The sequence below is a fragment of the Myxococcales bacterium genome, from assembly GCA_016712525.1.
Classification (GTDB): Bacteria; Myxococcota_A; Polyangia; order Polyangiales; family Polyangiaceae; genus JAAFHV01.
In genome coordinates this window covers 373,268-394,352 of the sequence record JADJQX010000006.1, presented here as the reverse complement: position 1 = coordinate 394,352, position 21,085 = coordinate 373,268, and the positions used below count along the sequence as shown (strand labels likewise).

General features: G+C 69.4%; 16 protein-coding genes. 4 read left to right on the top strand and 12 right to left on the bottom strand.

Annotation, left to right across the window (positions count from 1 at the left end):
- Position 1: 1 nt before the first annotated feature.
- Genes IPK71_13570 through IPK71_13560 form a run of 3 tightly spaced genes read right to left on the bottom strand, consistent with a single transcriptional unit; the run spans position 2 to position 4,873 of the window.
- Positions 2 to 1,906, bottom strand: coding sequence for a glycoside hydrolase family 15 protein (locus tag IPK71_13570; protein MBK8214763.1), 1,905 nt, complete (start codon positions 1,904 to 1,906; stop codon positions 2 to 4).
- A 4-nt stretch (positions 1,907 to 1,910) separates the two neighbouring features.
- Entirely contained in the window at positions 1,911 to 2,675 is a 765-nt protein-coding gene (gene otsB / locus IPK71_13565) for a trehalose-phosphatase (protein ID MBK8214762.1), read from the bottom strand.
- On the bottom strand, positions 2,672 to 4,873 hold the full coding sequence (locus IPK71_13560) for a trehalose-6-phosphate synthase (protein ID MBK8214761.1): 2,202 nt from the start codon (positions 4,871 to 4,873) through the stop codon (positions 2,672 to 2,674). The genes otsB and IPK71_13560 overlap by 4 nt, the downstream gene beginning before the upstream one ends.
- Positions 4,874 to 4,920: 47 nt before the next feature.
- Here IPK71_13560 and IPK71_13555 point away from each other — a divergent pair, with 47 nt between their 5' ends.
- Together IPK71_13555 and IPK71_13550 are read left to right on the top strand one after the other, a co-directional pair.
- Positions 4,921 to 6,291 (top strand): NAD-binding protein, encoded by a 1,371-nt coding sequence (locus IPK71_13555; protein MBK8214760.1) that lies wholly within the window; start codon positions 4,921 to 4,923, stop codon positions 6,289 to 6,291.
- A gap of 303 nt (positions 6,292 to 6,594) precedes the next feature.
- Complete coding sequence (locus IPK71_13550) at positions 6,595 to 7,740, top strand: sulfatase (GenBank protein ID MBK8214759.1); 1,146 nt, start codon at positions 6,595 to 6,597, stop codon at positions 7,738 to 7,740.
- A gap of 50 nt (positions 7,741 to 7,790) precedes the next feature.
- Here the strand turns inward: IPK71_13550 and IPK71_13545 are convergent, their stop codons facing one another.
- The 3 genes from IPK71_13545 to IPK71_13535 form a co-directional block, all read right to left on the bottom strand.
- Complete coding sequence (locus tag IPK71_13545; GenBank protein MBK8214758.1) at positions 7,791 to 9,041, bottom strand: sodium:proton antiporter; 1,251 nt, start codon at positions 9,039 to 9,041, stop codon at positions 7,791 to 7,793.
- Positions 9,042 to 9,252: 211 nt separating this feature from the next.
- Positions 9,253 to 10,569, bottom strand: coding sequence for a sigma-54-dependent Fis family transcriptional regulator (locus IPK71_13540; GenBank protein ID MBK8214757.1), 1,317 nt, complete (start codon positions 10,567 to 10,569; stop codon positions 9,253 to 9,255).
- Between the two features lie 32 nt (positions 10,570 to 10,601).
- Entirely contained in the window at positions 10,602 to 12,020 is a 1,419-nt protein-coding gene (locus tag IPK71_13535; GenBank protein ID MBK8214756.1) for a HAMP domain-containing histidine kinase, read from the bottom strand.
- A gap of 72 nt (positions 12,021 to 12,092) precedes the next feature.
- On the opposite strand from IPK71_13535, the gene IPK71_13530 reads away from it, so the two are divergent.
- Both IPK71_13530 and IPK71_13525 read left to right on the top strand, forming a co-directional pair.
- Positions 12,093 to 12,251, top strand: coding sequence for a hypothetical protein (locus IPK71_13530; GenBank protein MBK8214755.1), 159 nt, complete (start codon positions 12,093 to 12,095; stop codon positions 12,249 to 12,251).
- 152 nt (positions 12,252 to 12,403) lie between these two features.
- Positions 12,404 to 13,504: a hypothetical protein gene (locus tag IPK71_13525; GenBank protein MBK8214754.1), complete on the top strand. Its 1,101-nt coding sequence runs from the start codon at positions 12,404 to 12,406 to the stop codon at positions 13,502 to 13,504.
- Between the two features lie 199 nt (positions 13,505 to 13,703).
- On the opposite strand, the gene IPK71_13520 is transcribed toward IPK71_13525, so the two are convergent.
- The 6 genes from IPK71_13520 to IPK71_13495 all read right to left on the bottom strand — a co-directional run bounded on the left by IPK71_13520 (position 13,704) and on the right by IPK71_13495 (position 21,078).
- Positions 13,704 to 14,603, bottom strand: coding sequence for a mechanosensitive ion channel family protein (locus IPK71_13520; GenBank protein MBK8214753.1), 900 nt, complete (start codon positions 14,601 to 14,603; stop codon positions 13,704 to 13,706).
- Entirely contained in the window at positions 14,600 to 17,725 is a 3,126-nt protein-coding gene (locus IPK71_13515; GenBank protein MBK8214752.1) for a hypothetical protein, read from the bottom strand. The genes IPK71_13520 and IPK71_13515 overlap by 4 nt, the downstream gene beginning before the upstream one ends.
- A gap of 73 nt (positions 17,726 to 17,798) precedes the next feature.
- Positions 17,799 to 18,167: a type II toxin-antitoxin system PemK/MazF family toxin gene (locus tag IPK71_13510; protein MBK8214751.1), complete on the bottom strand. Its 369-nt coding sequence runs from the start codon at positions 18,165 to 18,167 to the stop codon at positions 17,799 to 17,801.
- Positions 18,168 to 18,204: 37 nt separating this feature from the next.
- The gene (locus IPK71_13505; protein MBK8214750.1) at positions 18,205 to 19,836 is read right to left on the bottom strand and encodes a B12-binding domain-containing radical SAM protein; all 1,632 of its coding nucleotides are present in this window, start codon (positions 19,834 to 19,836) and stop codon (positions 18,205 to 18,207) included.
- Positions 19,837 to 19,932: 96 nt separating this feature from the next.
- Positions 19,933 to 20,349, bottom strand: coding sequence for a hypothetical protein (locus tag IPK71_13500; GenBank protein MBK8214749.1), 417 nt, complete (start codon positions 20,347 to 20,349; stop codon positions 19,933 to 19,935).
- Positions 20,350 to 20,658: 309 nt separating this feature from the next.
- Positions 20,659 to 21,078 carry a c-type cytochrome gene (locus tag IPK71_13495; protein MBK8214748.1) on the bottom strand — a complete coding sequence of 140 codons (420 nt, stop codon included), beginning with the start codon at positions 21,076 to 21,078 and terminating at the stop codon, positions 20,659 to 20,661.
- Positions 21,079 to 21,085 lie beyond the last annotated feature (7 nt).

Here is a 21,085-nt window from a genome sequence, read left to right as displayed (position 1 = left end):
GTTACGGGCGGCGGAGCATCGGTCCCACGAGCCGCGGACCGAAGGGAGCCCCCTCGTCACGAAGGCGCATGGCGAGGTCGATGCGCCAGGCCGCGTTGACGAGTCCAAGATGGCTGAACGCCTGGGGAAAATTTCCGAGCTGGGCCCGTGTCGTAGGGTCGATCTCCTCGGAGAGCAGACCAAGGTGGTTCGACGCCTCCGCGTGGGCGGCGAAGACATGCATCGCTTCTTCGACCCGGCCTTGGATGGCGAGCGCCTCGGCGAGCCAAAACCCACATAGCGTGAAGGCTCCCTCCTGGCCGCCAACGCCATCGTCGACCGCGTACCGATGCACGAAGGGCCCGGTACCGAGCTCAGTCCGGACCCAGTCCACCGTGCGCGCGAGCCTCGGATCGTCGTCCGGAAGGAAGCCGTGAATGGGAAGGAGCAAGAGCGCGGCGTCGGCGACCGGCTCCCCGTACGCCCGCACGAAGTGCGTCCCGGTCGGGTCCATACCGCGCGCGCACACGTCGGCACGCACCTGCTCCGCCTCGTGCGCGAGCCGTTGTGCGAGCACGTGCTCCCCGAACGCGAGGGCGAGCTTTTCGCCGCGATCCATCGCTACCCAGTTCATGACCTTCGAGTGAACGTTGTGGCGTCCCCCGTCGCGCGGCTCCCATATCCCATGATCGGGCTCGGACCACCTCGCGAGGGAGGCGCCAAGGATTCCCTCGATCTTGCGGAAGGCGTCCAGGGTGAGCGTGCCCCCGAACTTCGCGTAGAGGTGCGCGGCGTCGACGACGGCCCCGTAGGTGTCGAGCTGCGTCTGGTCCTTCGCCCCGTTCCCGATACGAACGGGGCGTGCGCCGAGGGCGCCGCACAGGTGCCCGAGCTCGAGCTCCGCAGGCACCGGGCCGCCATCGACGCTGTACATGAGCTCGAGCCCCCTCTCGAGGCTCACGGCGTCGCGCACGAAGTGAAAGAAGGCGCGCGCCTCCGCGTGATACCCAAGGAGGTTGGTCGCCCGCACGGTCATCGCCGCATCGCGCGCCCATGTGTAGCGATAGTCCCAGTTACGCTTGCCCCCTGGCCACTCGGGAAACGACGCTGTGGGCGCCGCGATCACCGCGCCGGTCGGCGCATAGACGAGTAGCTTCATCACCAGCGCGGCACGCAAGACGTGGTGCCTCCACGGGCCGTCGTAGGCGAGCCTAGATGCCCACTCGCGCCACGTACGACGGGTGAGCCGGAGCTGCTCGAAGGGTCGGTGCGCGGCCGTCGGCTCGACCTCGTCACGCCCCCACGCGAGCACGACCCATAGGATCTCACCCTCGCGCAGCGTGGTGGTGGCGCGCATACCACCTCCCGGCAAGGCCACGAACTCGAGGCGCCTCGAGACCGACAGCGTCAGGGGCACACCCCCGCTCCCTCGCGCGAGGAGCCCGTGCTCCGCCGCGTGAACGATCGGGATCTCTCGGCCGTAGTCGAAGCGGGGGTCGAAGACGATCTCGAGCTCGATCTCGCCGCTCGGGCAGTCGATCCTCCGGTGCAGCTCCCCGAGCGCGGCACGCGGGTCGTCCGAGAACGGCATGAAGTCGATGAGGCGCACACGCTCGCCCCGCGGGGTCGTCATGAGCGTCTCGAGGACGTTGGTGTCGGGATCGTAGGCCTGGAGGCTCTCGAACGCCTGGGCGCACGGGCGGATCGCCATGCTGCCGCCCCGCTCGGCGTCGAGCACCCTCGCGAACACGCTCGGGCCGTCGAAGCGTGGCACGCAGAGCCAGTCGATCGCGCCGTCGACCGCCACGAGCGCCGCGGCCACGCCGTCCCCGATGAGGCCGCGGGCGTCGAGCGGCAGCTCCGGGACACGCGACCGCCCGAGGACGAAGGGGCGCGAGAGACGCGCCGAGAGACTGACGAGATCCATAGGCTTATCTCCCGAGTGGGGTACGAGCATCCACGAGCGCCTCGCAGAGGAGGTCGACGTGAGCGCGTGTGGGTACGAAATACGGCGCGTCCGACCGCACCGAGCGCCCGACGCGCACGGACACGAGCCACGGCGCGCGGATGCGAAACACGGACTCGTCGGTCACGTCGTCCCCCACGAAGACGATTTGCGTGGCTCCCCGTGACTCGTGAAGCGCGCGCACGACCGTCCCCTTGTCGGGTGCGTCCACGTGAACGACGTTCGTGACGCGCTTGCCAGGCTCCACGCGTACCGACGGCCCGAGCGCCGCGACCGCCGTCGCGATGGCCGCACGAGCCGCCTCGGGGTCTTCGGCCTTCCTATCGTGGACGGAGAGGGAGTACCGCTTGTCCTCGATCTCGACGCCCTCGACGCCCTCGAGCGCGGAGACCAGGACGTTCTTCGCCGCGCGGATCTCACGCCGAAGGCGGGCTCGGGTGGGAGCGTCCTTCAGGCCGCCTTCGGCGCCATGGTTCCCGAACACGAGCCTCACGGGCGCTCCAGCGAGGCGGTTCGCCACGTCCGCGCGCGCGCGTCCCGACACGATCACCGTGGGGTAGCGCTCCGCGAGGCGGCGCAGCGTATCGCACGTACGCGAGGACATGGCCGCGCGCGCGCGGTCACGCACGATGGGGGCGAGGGTCCCGTCGAAGTCAAGCGCGACCCAGGTACCCTCGAGCGCGAGCCGCCGGAGGACGGCCGAGGCCCGCCGACCGAGGATGTCGATCATGCTTCCCCCGGCACGAGCGAAGACGACCACTTCGCGGCGAACCGTTCCCGTCGCCGAACCTCCGCGGCGTCCACGAGCATGCGCCCCGCCCACCGGTACACATTGAGCTCCGAGACCATCCGCCGCATCGATCGCATACGCTCCCGCTGCTCGGCGACGGGCATGTTGAGGGCGGCGTGCAGGGCGTCACCTGCCTTCGCGATGTCGTAGGGATTCACGATCAGAGCCTCGGTGAGGTCCCGCGCGGCGCCGGTGAACTGGCTCAGCACCAGCACCCCCGCCTCGTCCTCCCGAGCGGCCACGAACTCCTTCGCGACGAGGTTCATCCCATCGTGCAGGCTCGACACGTAGCAGAGATCCGCGGCGCGAAAGTACCGCATGACCTCACGCGGCTCGTGGTGTGCTCGGCGAAGCACGACGGGCTTGTACGTCGAGGTACCCCAGCGGTCGTTCACGTGGGAGACGAGGGCCTCGACCCGCTCGGCGAGCTGCTGGTATTTCTCGATCTTGGAGCGGCTCGGCGCCGCGAGCTGGACGAAGACGAAGCGACCGCGATGCTCCGGGTGCCGCTCGAGCAGCGCGTCGACCGCGAGGATGCGCTCCTCGATGCCCTTCGTGTAGTCGAGCCTGTCGACCCCCACCCCGAGCGTCGCCGACGGAGAGAGGCCGACCTCTTCGAGGATCTCGCGACGACACGTGGCCGCGTCCGCGATCCCAGCCAGCCACCTCACCGGCCACTCGATCGAAATCGGGTAGTTCCGCACGAGGCTACGGTGTCCACGATGCACCACCGCGTCGTGCTCACGATCGATCCGGCTCTCGAGGAACGTGTCGACGGCGTCGAAGAAGTGATTGCAGTGTTGTTGGGTATGAAACCCCACGATGCTCGACCCGAGCAGGCCGGCGACCAGCTCGTCGCGCCACGGGCAGATCCCCATACGCTCCGCGTTCGGCCAAGGGATGTGCCAGAAGGTGAGGATGGTGGCGCGGGGGATGCGCTCGCGGATCATTCGAGGAGCGAGCGCAAAGTGGTAGTCTTGGACGAGCACGACCGGGTCGTCGGTGTCGACCTCCTGGCACACGGCGTCAGCGAACTTCCGGTTCACCTCTTTGTAGCGCTCCCAGTCCGACTCGCGGAACTTCGGGCGTGTGTGGGCGACGTGGCAGAGCGGCCAGAGCCCCTCGTTCGAGAACCCGTAATAGTACCCCGCTTCGTCCTCCTCGGTTAGCCAGACGCGACGTATCGCGTAGGACTCCTCCCCGGGGGGCACTCGGACGTGGTCGTTCGCATCGACGGTCTCTCGATCGGCGCTGCCGCTCCCGTGCGCGACCCACACCCCCGAGCAGGCTCGCATGACCGGCTCGAGCGCCGTGACGAGACCACTCGCGGGATGAAGGACCTTGACCTCACCGCCGCGATGCTCGTGGATGTACGGCTCGCGGTTCGCGACCACGACGATACGCTCTCCGTGGAGGTGCTGCCGGAGCGTCGCCTTCAGGCGTTCGGCGTCCCACCGGCCCACCCGGGCGTCGCTCGCGTGCTCCTCTGCTAGCGTCTCGGCGAGGGCGCGCACGTCCCTGAGGAGTGGTCGGAAGGCATCTTCCCCACGGCCCGCGAGCGCGTCCCGCAGCCCCCGCGTCCACTCTCGCCACGCGAGCCGCGCGAAGAGCAGGGTGAGGGCCGAAGCCACCACCGACAGGCCGAAGAACGCACCGAGCACGATGTTCCGGGTCGTCGCTTGGCGCCGCCCGATGAACGCCAGATCGTGCACGAGGACCACGTGACCGACCGTGGCGCCCGCCGCGTCGCGCAAGGGTGTCGCGCTGACGCGGACCCGTCCTTGGGCCGTCTCGACGACCGCCGGTTCGCGCGACGCAGCCCGCTCGGGGCAGGGTGGGACGTCAGCCAGATCCGGGCTCGCCGAGAGGACGTGCCCCTCGGCCGAGCACGCTACGGCCCCGAGAATGCGAGGGTCGCGGGTGATGTCGTTGAGCACCGAGGCGAGCTCCGACGGCTGCTTTTGGCCCCAGTGGGCGAGGAGCGACCGGCTCGCCGACGCGACCGCGAGGTCCGAGCGAAGGACGAGATCTCGCTCGAACCACGCGTCGGTCGTCCGCGCCAGCGCGAAGTAGACGGCGGCGCTGGCAGCGGCGAGCGCGAGCACCAGCCCGAGGAGCCACGGAATCATTCGGCGCATCGAGTCTCCGCGTTGGCTCCGAGCGCAGTTTGAACTAGGGTCGGCGTGTGTCGCCTCGTCAAGCTCGTCGCTGGCTCGAGTCGAGGGCGGGGCGTACCGCGGGAGCTACCCTGGTCGCGGCCTCCGCGACGTCCACGCTCCTCGAGCTCGGAGACGCGAGCCCGTCGTGGGTGCACGTCGCCGGGCTCGCGCTCACCGGGGTGACGGTCGTCGAGGGCCTCGTGAGGGCTTGGACGGACCCACGCGGGAGGCGACGAGGTGCTCTGCGGAGCCTCCCCGAGCTCGCGCTCCTCCCTACACTCGCCGCGGCCCCCGGAAGCCCTCTCCTGCTGCTTCGATTCGCGCGGCTCCTGCGGCTCCTGCCGCTCGCCGAGCCCAGCGCGAAGCACCTGCGCCCGGGCACACGAGCTCTGCTTCGTGTAGGTCTCGTGGCGACGCTCGCGCTCTTCGTCGGAAGCGTGGCGATCTACGTATTCGAGCGGCACGAGAACCCGAGCCTCGGGACACCTTCGCTCTCGTTCACCGCCGCGCTCTTCTCGATGGTCGCCGGCGAGCCCATCCCGATGCCCCCCGTGACCTGGGGAGGTCGCGCCGCTATCGGCCTCGTCATCGCGACGGGGCTCGCCGTGTTCGCGACGGTCGCCGGCACCGTGGGCGCCGTGGTGACGGACGCTATTCGCACCGGAGGCCCGATGGTGGACTGGGAAGATCTCGAAGGTCATTTGATCATCTGTGGGTGGAATCGGAAGGCAGAGCTGCTCGTGCGCGAGGTTCAGTCCGCCAAGACCGTGGCCGACGTAATTGTCGTGGTCACGGACGCGGACGGCGAACCTTCCTTTCAAGATCCGGGCCTACGGCGGCACGTGCAGTTCCTCCACGCCGATTTCACCGAGGTCGCGAGCCTCGAGCGCGCAGGGGTTCGCCGGGCGGCCAAGTGCATCCTCCTCTCGGACACGAGCCGAGGTCGGTCCGAACGCGACGCCGACGCTCGCACGGTCCTGGCAGCGCTCACGATCGAGCGCCTCAACCCTGCGGTCTACACCTGCGCCGAGGTCCACACGCGGGACCACGTAGCGCACCTGCGGATGGGAAATGTGAACGACGTCGTCGTGAGCGGAGAGCACAGCGCATTCCTGCTGGCTCAGGCTGCGCTCACCAAGGGCGTCATGGGCCTCTTCGAGGAAATCATGACGCTCGAGTACGGCAACAAGTTCACGACCGTAGAAGTGCCTACGCGGTGGATCGGCAAGACGTTCGACGCGCTCCTCGTCACCCTCAAGCAGGAGCACGAAGCGCTCCTCGTGGGCGTCCGCTCGGCGGATGGTACGGTCACCCTGAACCCCAAGGCCCACACCTTCGCCAAGGGAGAGGCCCTCGTGCTCTTGGCGTCGCGGGACGTGCTCCTCGACCAAGGCTGACGCCGCTCGGCGCGCTCTGGCACGCCGTCTGCAGAGAGGACGGCATGACGGGCTCGTGGTCACGAGCACACGGCGGACGTCGACGCTCAGCCTGCGTCGCGGCGCTCGCTCCATTCGTAGCTGTCTACACGGGATGCCGCGACGTCGACTCCCCGATGGGAGGGGTAACACCCGCGCGGCCCCTCGGACGCGCCCTCGTGTCGTCTCCCGTCCCGCCTGGCGCCCACGCCCCACCCCCCCGCGACGGAGGCCGACTCGGCCGCTCCGGCCGCGGGAGAGATCGAGCCGCTCGACGTCCTCCTCGTGACGATCGACTCGCTTCGAGCCGACCTACCGTGGACCGGGTATCCGCGCGACATCGCGCCGCGTCTCACGGAGCTCGCGTCGCGCTGCGTGACCTACGAGAGAGCGTACGCGACGGCCTCGCACACGGCGCCGAGCCTCGGCTCGATCTTGCAGGGGAAATACGCGAGCGAGCTCAAACGAGACGGCTATTTCTCGGCGGTCTACCCACCCCACGAAGGCTCCGTAGCCGCCATCGCGCGCGCCTCGGGCGTCGAGACGGTGTCGGCGCACGCGCATGACTACCTCCGCCGCTCCGGCCTCTCCCACGGCTTCTCACGGTTCGAGCTCGTCCCGGGGCTCTTGCCCGCCCCCAACGTCGATCCGAACAAGACGTCGAAGGTGCTCTTCGGGCTCGCGCGAAGCCAGCTCGACGCCACCTCGACACCTTCGGCCACGCGGCGCCTCGCGTGGTACCACTTCGTCGATCCTCACGCGCTCTGGCTCGCGCCGTCGAGAGACGAAGACGTGCCCCATTTCGGGGGAGCGCCGCGCGATCTCTACGACGCGGAGGTCTTCCTCACGGACAAGTACGTCGGGAAGCTCCTCGACCACGTTGCCGAGTCGCCTCGAGGGCGACGCACTGCGATCGTCGTGACGGCGGACCACGGCGAGGGCATCGGCGACCACGGGCAGGCCTATCACGGCTACGAGGTCTGGGAGGCGCTCGTGCGGGTGCCTTTGATCGTTTGCATCCCAGGGACTCCCCCGAGGCGGATCTCTACGCCGCGGAGCCTCATCGACCTCGGGCCGACGATCCTCGACCTCCTCGGTCTCCCTCCGCGCGACGACTACCGCGGAAAGTCCCTCGTACCCGAGGTGCTCGGCGCCGAGCTCGAGCCGCGCGACGTCATCGTCGACATGCCCGCCAACGATCTCTCCTTCGAGCGAAAGTCCCTCATCGACGGGCGTTGGAAGGCGACCTACGTCGGCGAATCAGGGAGGACGCTCGTCTACGATCTCGAGAACGATCCCAAGGAGCTCCACCCCCTCCGAAGCGGCCCCGACCACGCGCGCATGGCGTCGAGACTGGCCGAGGTCCGCGCTCGGATCGAGCCCTCCCCCCCGCTTCGGTGTGGGCGCGGCTGCGCCAAGGGCTGGCGATAGCAGCCCGTCCATTCTCGCGCACGAGTCGGCGAACGCGGGGATTCGTGGCCTCACGCGGGCTCCGCCCCGCGGACGAAGCGCTTCGCGACGGCCCCCAGCGTGAGCCCCTGGACGAGGACCGAGAACACGACCACCACGTAGGTCACCGTGAGGACGACGTCACGAGTGTCGGACGGCGGCAGAGAGAGCGCGAGGGCGATGGAGATCCCGCCACGCACCCCTCCCCACGTAAGGACCGGGATCGTCCCTCGGACCGGCTGGACCACACGCCGCATCGCCGTGAGGGGCACGGCCACGCTCACGAAGCGCGCGAGGAGGACGACAATCACCGCCAACGCACCGAGCCCGAGGGTGGGAGCGGCGAGTGGAAGCGCGGTGAGCTCCAAGCCAACGAGGACGAAGAGGACGGCGTTGAGGACGTCGTCGACGAGCGCCCAGAACTTGTCGAGGTGATCGCGCGTCACGTCGCTCATCCCATGCTCGCGCCCAGCATTCCCGATGATGAGGCCCGAGACCACGGACGCGAGCGGCGCCGACACGTGAAGTCGTTCCGCGAGCGCATACCCGCCGAAGACGAGCGCGAGGGTGAGGAGGAGCTCGGTCTGGTAGTGGTCGATGCTCCGAAGGAGCCGGTACGTCACGTAGCCGCCGAACGCTCCGAATGCGGCCCCGCCGATGGCCTCCCGCACGAACGCGACGGCGACGTCGCCCGCGTGCGCCACCCTGCCCTCGACGACGACCCCTACGAGCGCGCCGAAGACGACGACCCCGACACCGTCGTTCAGGAGAGACTCCCCGGCGATCTGCGTCTCGAGGCGCTTCGGCACCTTCGCTGCCTTCAGGATCCCGAGGACCGCAACCGGGTCCGTCGGTGAGACGAGCGCGCCGAAGAGCAAAGCGTACCCGATCGTGACGCCCACGCCGACGACGCGCGAGACGGCGAAGAAGCCGAACCCGACCAGCGCGGTCGAGAGGAGCGTGCCGACGAACGAGAGCCCGAGCACGGTCGCGCGCTCACGGCGCAGCTCACCGAGGTCGACATGGAGAGCGCCCGCGAAGAGGAGCGCGCCGAGCATTCCGTGGAGGAGCGTGTGCCCGAGCTCTGCCCTCGCGACGAAGTCCGCCAGCGCCGGGCGCAGCGCGACGATCCCGGCCTTGTCGACGAGGATCATCACCGTCGATACGACGAGTGACATCGCCATGATGCCGATCCCCGGCGGGAGGCGCACCGAGCGCTGGTTCACGTACGCGAACGCGGCGGAGAGGGTGAGGACGACGGCGAAGACCTGAAAGGGAGACATGTCCGGAGGGAGGGGACCACGGTTCAGACAAAAGTCCGGTGGCCACGTGACGAATCGTCATGTGGCCACCGGTGGAGGGGACATCAACAGAGAAGCGTCGGGGAAAGCTGCAACGTCCGTTCCAACGTGGGGAGCCTCCATGTCGAGCGATCGCCCCTGTGGGGTGTAGCGTTCCGCCACACATGGTGTGCACCGTGGTGACCTGCCACACTCATCGGAGGCCGAACCGCGCCATCATGCGGTAGAGCGTCGTCCGGTCGAGGCCGAGGATCTTGGCGGCGCTCGACTTGTTGCCTCCGACCGCCTCGAGCACCCTCACGACGTAGCGTCGCTCGAGCTCCTCCAAGGGGACGAGATCGTCGGCGTCCGCCGCGAGCACGAGAGGGCTCGTGGGGTATGCACGGACACGCTCGGGCAGATCGTCGACGCTGAGCTCCGAGAAACGCGCGAGCGCGACAGCTCGCTCGATGCAGTTCACGAGCTCCCGCACGTTCCCCGGCCACGCGTAGCCGAGCAACCTCTCGGCCACGGCGCTCGAGAGGCCACGGACGTCCTTGTTTTGCCGCGTGGCGGCCCTCTTCAGGAACGCCTGCGCGAGCTCGAGCACGTCCGGGCCCCGGACACGGAGCGGTGGCACCTCGATGTGGACGACGTGAATGCGGTAGTAGAGGTCCTCGCGGAACGCGCGCTCCTGGACGGCCGCTTCGAGGTTTTTGTTGGTGGCGGCGATGAGGCGGGCGGTAAACGGCACCGGGCTGTTGCTCCCAACCGGGCGTACGGCCCGCTCCTCGAGCGCGCGCAGGAGCTTCGCCTGCATGGTGAGGGGCATCTCTCCGATCTCGTCGAGCAGCAGAGTGCCGCCATCGGCTTCGACGAACAGGCCTCGCCTTTGGCTTCGGGCATCGGTGAACGCGCCTCGCGCGTGCCCGAAGAGCTCGCTCTCGAGCAGGGCCTCGGGGATGGCCGCGCAGTTGACTGCGACAAAGGGGCCCGGAGCGATGGCGCTCCGCGCGTGGATCTCGCGCGCCACGACCTCTTTTCCGCTCCCGCTCTCCCCCGTGACGAGCACGCTCACGTCCGAGCCGGCGACGCGCTCGACGAGATCGAGAACGCCCTGCATCGCCGGGCTCGACCCGAGCAGCCCCTTCGGAGGTGACGGCTCCGCGAGAGCCCCTCTCAGGCGCTGCACCTCCTTTCGGAGGGACTTGTCCCGAACGGCGCGCTCTACGGCGACGACGACGTCCTCCACGTCGAACGGCTTCGGGAGGAAGTCGAACGCCCCCGCACGGATCGTCGCGATCGCGGTGTCGAGCGAGCCGAACGCGGTCACGACGACGACGGGGACGTCACGCCGGTTCTCCGCGATGCGCTGGCAGAGCTCCACCCCGTTCAAGCCCGGCATGTTGAGGTCGGTGACGACCGCGTCGAAATCGTCCGCGAGGACGAGTTCGAGGGCCGACCGCGGCTCGGTCCGGTACACGGCCTCGATCCCGTGCACCTCGAGCTCCGCGGCGAGCGCCTCGCACATGGCCTTGTCATCGTCGACGAGCAGAATTCGGGTCACGAGAGGGCCTCCGGAAGGCGAACGACGAGCCTTGCTCCGCTCCCGTCGGGGGAGCGGGCCTCGATCGCGCCGCGATGGTCGACGACGATCCCGTAGCACACCGAGAGACCGAGCCCGGTCCCGGCACCGATCTCCTTCGTGGTGAAGAACGGCTCGAAGACGTGCGGCAGGACTTCGGGGGCGATGCCGGGCCCCGTGTCCTCGACAACGAGTACGGCGTGCCCCTTCGCGTCGGGATCCCCGCCCGGTACGGGACCGTCCGCGCGCGATGATTTGACCCGCACGACGCCCCCCTCCGGCATCGCTTGAATGGCGTTCATCACGAGGTTCGTCACGACCTGCTCGAGCTGGCCGGCGTCACCCGTCACGGCCGGGCAGACGTCGACCTCCGCCTTCATCGTCACGCTGGTCTTCGACGCGAGCGGCTCGAGCAGCCGCAGCGTTCGTACGACCACCGCGCCGAGGTCGACCTTCCCCGCCTTGGGCGGCTTGCGCCGGGCAAAGTCGAGCAGCCTCCTCACGAGCTCCGTCATCCTCGTCGCCTGCTCGGCGATGGCCGTCGCCGCATCTCGCACCTGCGTATCCGCCGAGGGCGCGCGCGCGATGGACTTCGCGCGCAAGGCGACCACGTTGAGCGGGGTCCCGAGCTCGTGCGCCAGGCCCGACGCGAGCTTCCCGACCGTGGTGAGGCGGTCGGCGTGCCGAAGCTCGTCGAGCGCCTTCATCGTCGCCGCACGAGCAGAGCGCAGCTCGGAGCACATGGCGTTCATCTCGGTCCCCAGGTCGGCGATCTCGTCGTTCGACGCGGCGACGACGGCCGCCGACAGGTCTCCACCGCCGATGCGACGAGCATGCTCGACGAGCGCTTGCATGGGGCGCGCCACGACGACCGCCCCGGCGAGGAACGCGACCACGGCGATTCCGAGGGCGATGAGCACGACGGCACGCGCTTCGTGCGCGACAGTCCGACGGACCACGTTCTCGGCGTCGAGCTCCTCCGACAGCTCGATCGCCGAGTCGGGCAGCCCCTCCAACTGGACCAGCACGTACGAGCGCAAATGGCCGCCATCATGGATGTGCGCATCGTCGTCGGCACGAAGGGCGCCGAGGCGCTCCACGGCGACCGCAGGCCGGTAGGCGCCGGGGGCGTCCTTCGTGAGGTGCACCCAGCGCAGGTTGACCTGTCGAACGCCTTGATCCGATGACTCGAGGACGGAGACGGCCCGGGGCACACCATCACGTCGCACGACCTCCACGAAGGCCGCGCGGAGAACCTTGCCCATGACCTCGTGGCGCTCGGACAGGGTCGCCTCGTAGCGCGACAGCTCGGCGCGAACCGCGAGCACCGCGTTCAGGCCGAGCCCGAGCACCACGCAGACGAGAAACCATAAGAGCAACTTGAGGGTCACGCGCATGGAGGTTGGCACACGGTATGCACGAGGCGCGCCGCCCGGTCACGCCGGCATTTCACCAGGAGATTCGATCCCATGAACGTCAAGCTCGTCCTCGTCACCCTCGTCGCGGCTATCGGCCTCGCCGCCCTCAATTGTGGTCCCGCGACGCCGGAGCCCATCACGCCCGACGCGGTTCCCACGGCCGCTCCGGACGCGCCCGACGCCGGTCCGGCAGCCGAGCAGCCAAAGTAGTCGATCGAGGAACGTTGGGCCGCGCCCGCTCCGCCCGATCGATGCCTCCGGCAGGATCGACGAAGCGGCGCGCTCTCACTGCGCGCCGGGCCGGCCCCGTTCCTTAGGCATCCTCAGGGGAGGCGAGCGCCGAGCACGCCGTACCTCGAGGCATGACGACCTCTCGCTCGCTCCGCGTGCTCACCTTCGTGTCGCTCCTGCTCGCCTGCGCCTCCGGGGCGTGTGTCGGCGAGCCCGAGGACGACGCGGCCTCCGAGTCAGAGGACGAGCTGGCCGCGCCGACCGCGGCGCAGGACCTCGAGGCCATGGCCGCGACGTACGAGCATGTCCACGCCTTCCTCACCCGACAAGACGGGTTCGTGCCCGACACGCTCATGCTCCGCCGCGACGGCGCCTACCGCTTCGAGACCGCCGGGGAGTGTGGAGAATGCACGCGGCAGGTGCTCGAAGGGAAGGTGAAGCTCACGAGGTCGGGACAGAAGCGCTACCTCACGTTGCTCGGGCCCACGGGCAGCCGCGCGCGCCGCTTCGAGTACCGTCGAGAAGGCGAGGCGCTCCTGCTCCTCTTCGCGACGGCCGACTGGCGCACGTTCGCGCGCGCCCCGCGAGGGTACTGCTCCAGCACGGCCGACTGCGAAGGCCAGATCGACCGAGGGTGCCGGCCGCGAGGGCTCGAGGACGTGGCCAGCGCGACCTGCGACGCCGTCGCGCACGCGTGCACGTGCACGTACGAGCCGCTCTTCTGGCTCCCCGAGCGCGGCAAGGGGAGGCTCGTCGAGGGCTCGCTGCTCGTCGAGAGCGACGGCCTCTCCAACGAGCACGGGGGCATCTCGGGTAGCGCCTACGCGTGCACACGTCGCGATCTCTTCCCGAAGCGCTCGGAGCGCATCCCGGCGAAGGCCTACGTCTACTGGGAGAACGATCGCCTCTACATCGCCCCCAACTTCGTCCCGAGGGAACAAGAGGCCCGCTGGGCCCCCGGCACCGCGACCTTCCGGCCGGACGGCGGCGAGCTGTCGCTCGTCTGCGACCCGGACCCGCTCGAGCTCACGGCGCGGACGGCCTCACGTAGCCGCTCGATGGCCCCCGCGTGCTTCGAGGGCTCGACCTTGTTTGAGGCGCGGTCGGCGACGGGCGCCTTCGTGGTCTCCCAGGCATGCACGGCGACGCAGTACACCCCGGACCGCTTCTGGCAAGCCACGCGCCCGCGAAAGACCACGCGCCGCTTCACCTTCACGGCGGAGCGCCGCTAGCAGCCTGTTGATTCTCGGACCGAGGCCGTTCGACGTCCGCGCCCGACCCGCCGAGGCGCGATCCGAGGAGCGCGCGGAGCCTACTTTTGTAGGTGAGAACGCACGCAGGATCGCAACGAAGGCGGTCGGGATGCGGCGGCGAGCGGCCGACGGGAGAAAATCACCGGGCTGCTAGGGCGCCCCGCGACGGCGGCAAGCCTCACACTTGAGCGCGTGGGTCGTCCTGGCGCCTGTGGAGCACGGCAGGCGGCAAAATCCCGTGCTTCTTGAAGGCCTTCCTCACGCGGAGGTGCACGTCCGTCTCGAACGCCTTCTCGTATTTGCAGTCGAAGACGTACGGGCGCGCCTTTAGCAGCATGGCGCAGTAGTCCCCCAAGATGACCTGCTTGCACAGCACCGGCACCTCCTTCGCCAAGAAGACGTACGGGCTCGTGAGGCACGCCTCGCGCACGATCTCCTGTGCGAGCTCGATGTCTTGATCGAGGCCGACGTAGAAGTCGAACGGCGTCTGCATCTCGAGCGCCCCCCAGTTGCCGCTCGCCGTCACGTCCGTGAGTACGCGGCTGTTCGGGATCGTGATGATGTTGTGATCGAGGGTGTTCATCCGCACGCTGCGCAGCCCGATCTGCACGATATCACCGTATTGCCCCGCGAACTCGACACGATCCCCCACTTGGAAGGGCCGGTCGAACATGATGGTGATGCCGGCGATGAACGACGCGATGAGGTCCCGGAGGGCGAAACCCACCGCTACGGCCAGCGTGCCCCCGATGACCGTGAGCGTCGTCGTGTCGATGCGGAACGACAGCCATACACACACGCTCCCCGTTACGATGTAGACGGCGAACCGAAGGATCGACTCCCACTTCTGTACGAGGGGGCGCCGGTTCGTGAACCTGCGTCCGAGCCGAGTAGCGATCGACTCGACGATGCGCAGGCCCACGGCGCCAGCGACCATGACGGGGACGGACATGAGGATGCCTGTCCACCTCACGAACCCCGCGAGCTTGGTGAGGTCGGGAGCGTCCTCTGCCATGGCCGACGCGGGCAGGAGCAGCACGACGAGAACGACGAGCGGAAGCGAGGGTTTGGCTCTCATGTGGACACCAAGAGATGGCGACGTTGGAGAAAGAGGACCACGACGCGATAGTATTCCCACGTGACTCGGTACCCGCCGGGTACCGCCTCCACGTAGCCGCGCCCCTCCGCATATCGGAGCGCGTCGTTCACCTCGAAGGCGCGGAGGTTCGTCGCCTCGGCGATCGCCTCCGGCCGCGCGGGATCGAGCTGGAGCACGGCACGGAGCACGAACAGCACGGCATCCGGCAGGCGCTCGAGATCCTTCGGCTCCGGGGAGACGAACGGTGTCACCAAGCACGCGCCACCCTCGTCGCGTCGGAGAGAGCGGCTCCACAGGTGGAGCGCGACGCCCGGATTCCCTCCGGCATGGTCCCACACGAGCCTGTCGTAGCTCGCGGCACGCGCGACGAGCGCCTCGCGACGCTCCACCTCGTCCTTCTCGGGCAAGGCGACGTCGAGGAGGAGCTCGTAGCTCGGAGAGAGGCCGACCGCTGCGGTTCGCTCGCGGAGCAAGCCGCCGATGGCCTCCTCCCCGAACGGTTCGAGGATCCAGATGTCGTCGAACACCGGCCGCGCCGACCGTGCCTGCACGAGGAACCGCCAGACGACATCGTCGATGGCGAGCACCCACACGATGCCCCCGCCGTGGGCCCCCACCGCCGCGAGCAGCGCGTCGAACGCCGCGAGGCCCCCCATCGCCGGCACGACGAGCCGCTGGGCGTCGTCGAGAAAGACGGCTCGCGTCCCCGAGGCGCCGAGCGCGCGGACCACGTCCGGCAGCTTCCCCGTCGTCTTCCCCGCATGCTCGCCGAGCCTCCGGGTCAGGTCGTCGAGGCTCGCCCCCAACACCTCGAGCGACACGATCCCGTCTACTCCCTCTCCGAGCGCCGAGAGGGCCGTAGATTTCCCCATGCCGCGCTCGCCCACGATGGCTACGATCCCCGGCTCGGAGCGCGTGATACGCCCCCGCACCCGGCTGAATGCCTCGGCGCTCGAAGGCGGGGAAGCGTCCACCATGGCGGCACGATGAGGACCGAGCGCATCAACGAGATCGGGCTCCAGCGGGGACAGCTCTCGCGCTTGGGTATCCTGCCCCAACCGATCGAGCTTTCGTCGAAACAGGTACGCGAGGGCACGGCGGGTCACGTCGAATCGGCCTACCCACCCGCGCACGGAGCGAAGACCACCACCGACCAGCAGGTACGAGGCCGCGCTCGCCGCGGCGATGAAGCTCGCCCATCCTCGGTCGTGTCCGAGGGCCCAACGCTCGAACGCGTTCGGCTTGCGGAGCCCGCGCAGCCGCTCGAAGACCGGCTCACGCCACCAGCGGACGAGCACGAGCGCCACCCCCCCTGCGACGACCCAGGACGCGGAGAACAGCCACTCGAAGATCGCCCCACGCCCGACGAGCCTGCCGCACAAGACGAGCGCGACACCGAAGACCACCACGACGCGCGCGAGCAACGCGAGCGACCTATGGCGGAGACCTCGAGACTCGACCTCTTCCTTGGTCTTCACCCGCGCGAGCGTCCCGTACGCGGCGAGGGCGTCGAGCGCCTCGACCACGACGCGGCCTGCGAACGTCCACGTGAGCGCGACCACGAGCACGTCGACCTCGATGAGAGTAGCCACGGTGACCGGCAGGAGCGCGTCGAGCACGACCACGAACACGAACCATTCGAGGGGCGAGCGCACGCGCCGCAAGAACGAAACGAAGAGCAAGAGGTTGCTCGGGCTTTGCCGTTTCTCGGCGCGCTCGCTCTCACGGAGCCTCGCGATGGCGAAATCGACGACCTTCTCGGCCCGCTTTCTCCAGAAAGCGAGCACCGCACCCAAGAGCGCGAGCTGGACGAGCACGAACAGCGCGTTCGCCGCGAGCGTGCCGTCGAGCCCCGTGTCCCGAGAACCGCGGACCCATCTCACCGCGACGTACCTATGGTAAGCGAGCAAGAGCCCGAGCTGGCGAACCTCGGCCGCGGCTTGCCCTTTCCCCTCGAGGGAGAGGCCCGTCACGCTCTCCCGCTTGCCGGAAGTGAGGTACGGGATGAGGAGCAGGCGCTCCTTGTTGAGCGTCTGCGTGTCGTCGAGGAGCTGCGCGAGCTCCTCGTCATGCTGGGCGATCGCGATCCCCTCGAGCCGCTCCGACTCGGCCTCGACCTTGGCCCGAAGCACCCGAACCTCGTTCGACTCGAGCCCGAGCGGTTCGAGCGTGTCCTTTCCCGCCCTCGGCGCGACGCGGGCTCCATCGGCCCGGAGCCCGGCCTCGAGCGCGTCCCGCGTCTCCCGAAGAACGTCCCGGAGCTCGTCGTAGGCAGCATCGGCCACTTCACCCGCAGCCTTTGGGCCGAGCTCTCGTGCCTCTCGCGCCCGCCGCTGCGCCTTGAGGCGCCCTTCGCGGAGTGCGCTCGCCCGCGCGCGCTCCCCGGCGAGCCTTTCCGCCACCACGACCTGCTCACGTGACACGTCGAGGAGCCGCGCGAGCTCCTCCGAGATGGCGCGCTCCGCTTCCGTGGCAGCTTGCCGCGCGCGAGAGAGCACCCGCTGACGTTCTTCTTCCGCCTCACGCGCTTTGCGCTCGGCCTCGGTCTCCTTGGGTACGGCCGCGCGCTGGCGTTCGCGGTGCGCCTCCACGAGCCGCGCTCGCTCCGCCTGAGGGAGCGAGAGGAACCCGAGGCGTGCGCGATCGAGCTCGAGGTGCGCCTCGAGCAGCCCTTCGGGCGGGGCCTCGGGCTGCGAGGCATCGCTCGAGGCATCGGACGGCTCCTTCGAGGTCTTCCCGGTGCGCGGAGGCGGAGCAGCGTCGACCGTTACGACGCGCACGAGCAGCTCGAGGCGCGCGCGCTCCACGCGGACCTTCGGCTCGTCCGCGAGGTCGAGCCCGAACAGCGAGTCCGGCTCAATCGAAAGCGCGAGGTCACCCCGCTGGAGCGCGCGCACGCCCTCGGCTGTGACGCGCATGGCGCGTATGTCCGCCGTAGGCTCGGCACCCGCCTCTCCCGCCTCGGACGTGCCGGTGTCGGAGATGGCGTCACCGCCCGCGTCCGCCAAACGCCCCCCCTCGGCCTCCGCGAAGGTCGCGAGCCCCATGGGCAAGAGCCCGAAAACAGCGGCAAGGAAGAGAGAACGCCACCTCGGCGACATGCGGGCGATACTCCCACCTCCGCGTGGAGAGGACCACCGAGAATCACGCGCTCACGGCGTCACGGCACCCGCGTCACGGAGACCGCCCGAACGACCGTTGCTGCAGCGCGAGCCCATCGAGCACGGCGTCGACCCGCTCCGTCGAGAGCGCGCCGATCCTCTCGCCGAGGCTCGCTTTGTCCACCGAGACGATCTGCGACACGACGACGACGCTCGGCTTCGGCAAGCCCCCCTCGCCCTCGTCGAGCCGCACGTTCCCGGGCTCCGTGGCGCGGCGGAGGTTCGTCGTCAACGCCACCACGACCACCGTCGACAGGCGAGACGCGTTGAGGACGTCGTCTTGGACGACGACGTGCGGGTGCGCGATCGGCGGCACGCTCCCCCCCGAAGGATCCACCACCCAGTAGATGTCGCCGCGTCGAACGTCACGCACGCCGTCCATGCCACGTTCTCGCCCGCCCGCAGGCCCAGCGCAAGTGTCACACCCCGGCGGGGAGGACGGCCAACGCGCGCCTCGTGGGCCGCTCGGGAGACGCGAGCCCAGGTCGCGGACCTGGCACCACGTACCCCGGGAGCGGGAGCTCGTCGCGCGGGGCGAACGGATCGCTCGAGTCCTTCCCGCGGAGCTCCTCCCGAAACCGCGCGTGCCTCCGCCTCGTGAGAGACACCATCGGCGACCACACCCTCCGCACCTGGCCCGTCGCGATCAGCGCGTGCCAGAGCGGGTTGCTCTTTTTGTAGAGGAGGCTCATCGCGAGGTACGCGGGCACGGCGCGCGGATCGGTCGGCCTTCGCGCCCAGATCGCGTCCGGCATGAACACCCGCTGGTAGAGCCACGCGTACCCGTGCTCGAGCTCCTCGGGGGTCATGTGCTTCGGCCGAAACACGGCGTGCGCGGTGTCGTACTTCGAGTACTCGCGGTGGAGGATACGCCCCTCGGCCTCGAGCTTTCGGAAGAGCGGGGTGCTCGGGTACGGAGTCAAGATGTGGAACGTGGCCGACTCGAGCCGCGCCGCGATCACCCACTCGGCGAGCTCGGCGAAACACGCCTTCGTGTCGTGCTCGAACCCTACGACGAAGCTCCCGTTCACCTGGATGCCATGCTCGTGCAGGAGCCGGACGCGCCTGAGGTAGTCTTCGGCGCGCGGGGTCTTCTTGCGCGCGTCGGAGAGGTTCTCGTCCGTGAGGGACTCGAACCCCACGAAGACCCCCGTGCAGCCCGAGAGGGCCATGGCGCGAACGAGGCTCGGGTCGTCGGTGACGTCGATCGTGACGGCGGCGCTCCAGATGATGCCGAGGGGCGCGAGCACCCGGCACAGCTCCCGGAGGTAAGCGCGGTTCGAGCCGAGGTTGTTGTCCGTGAAGACGGCATAGGGCTGCCCGTCGGCCTCGATCTCTTTCGCGATCTGCGCGGGCTCGCGGAGGCGGTACGGCATCTTGAGCCCGTCGGTCGCGAGGTAACAGAACCCACAGCGGTTGTGGCACCCGCGCGTCGCGTTGAGCGACGTCGTCGTGAGGAACGACTCGCGAGGCAAGAGATCACGACGGGGGGCGGGCTCACGCGCATAGTCCCCGTCGAACGCCGCCTCGTACCTCGGGCGAAGCTCGCCCCGCGCCGCGTCCTCCAGAATGCGAGGCCAGAGGGCGACCCCTTCTCCGAGCGCGAGCGCGTCCGCGTGAGGCGCGCAGTCCTCCGGGCACGAGAGCACGTGGAGCCCACCGAGCACCACCTTGGCCCCCCGGGCGCGGTAGTACCGCGCGAGCTCGAACGCGCGCTCGGCGAACGTGAGGTGCACGGAGATGCCGACCACCTCGGGGCACGGATCGCACGGCGGCGCGCCGAGCAAGAGGTTCTCGTCGAAGATCTCCACGCTCCATCCGGAGGGCGTCGCGGCGGCGATGCTGGTGAGCGCGAGCGTCGGCGTGAGCGCATGTTTGCCGAAGCTCGCGTTCGGGTCCTTCGCGTAGAACGGGTTCACGAGGAGCGCGTGCGACCGGGCCACCGCTCGCGAAGGCCGCGGATCGAGCGCCGGGGGCTCGCGCATGGCGCGGGGCAGGCGCGGCTGCGCAACCGGGGTACGAAAGGGCTCGTCGGGGGCGATGCGAATCATGCGACGAGCTTGCATCACGACCGAGGCCCTCGCCCGCGCGGCAGAGGCGAGCGGTCACGATCCGCCCGCCACCGGCCTGCCCCAGCCCACGAAGAGTCAGCGCGGCAGAGGGCCGCACCTCGCGACGTTCGGAGCGAGGAGCACGAGCGTCTTGCCGTCTCGTCCGGAGAGACAGAACCGCTGCGTGTATCCCTGCGTGCCGTCGCGCTTCTGGGTCGTCGGCGACGCGCTCACCGTGAGCTCGTACACGTGCCCTGGCTCGAGCCGCGGGGCTGGCGACGGCGCTTGCGAGAAGCCGAGGGGCGCGGTCCCGTAGGGCACGCACGTCCCCTTGTCGAAGAGGAGCGCTCTCCCGGGGGGGTCCTTCGACGTCGTGCTCCAGAGCTCCCCTTGCCGCTCGACGTCCCACACCCCGATGCTCGCGACCGAGAGCTCCCCGAGCCGGTCGATCTCGTCGTCCGCGACGCCGAGGCACGGCCCCTCACGCGAGGCCGTCACGGCGGCTTCCCCCATACGCGTGCTCGGGAAACAAGCCAGGGCGCAAGCCCACAGTGCGAAGATGGCATGGACGCGCGGCATGGTCGCGGACGGACGAGGCCCACCCCGCGTGATTCATCGGCGCAGCGAAGAAAGGGACGTCGAGGCCGACGGACGGACCCTACTCGCGACGAACGGGCTCTCGGCGAGCTCACCGCCCCCTCGCCATCCGCCCGCCCCACGCCATATTCTTCGTTCTTTTCGACGCGTTGGCCATCATGGCAGGAGAGCCCTGCGCGGGCGCGCCCAGCGGGCCGACGCATCCCGGCGCAGGTTCGATCGACTCTACTTTCCGAACCCGCGCACGATGGCGACGAGCCCGTCGACGACCTCGGGCTTCGAGTCGAGGTCGGGGCTGCCCGGCATCACCGGGCTCTTCCCGACGGCGGCCCCGCCGTAGACGATGGTCTTTCGGATTTGCTCGTCCGTGACGGACGACTGCCATGCTTTGTCGGTGTAGTTCCGCGGCTTCGGGTTAAGGGCTGCGGCTCCGGCACCGTCACCCTTGCCGGTGAGCCCGTGGCACGCGCCGCAGCGCGAATCGTAGATGGTCTTCGCCGCGGCCATGTCGATCTTGCCTCCTCCGCTCGGCCCCGAGGGCGTCGCGGTGGAGGGGCCGTTCGTGGCGGCCGTCCCCTGAGCGGGTTCGGATTTGCTGCAACCGGCGAGGGCGGCGAGGAGGCTTAGGACGACGAGGCTCTTCATGACACGT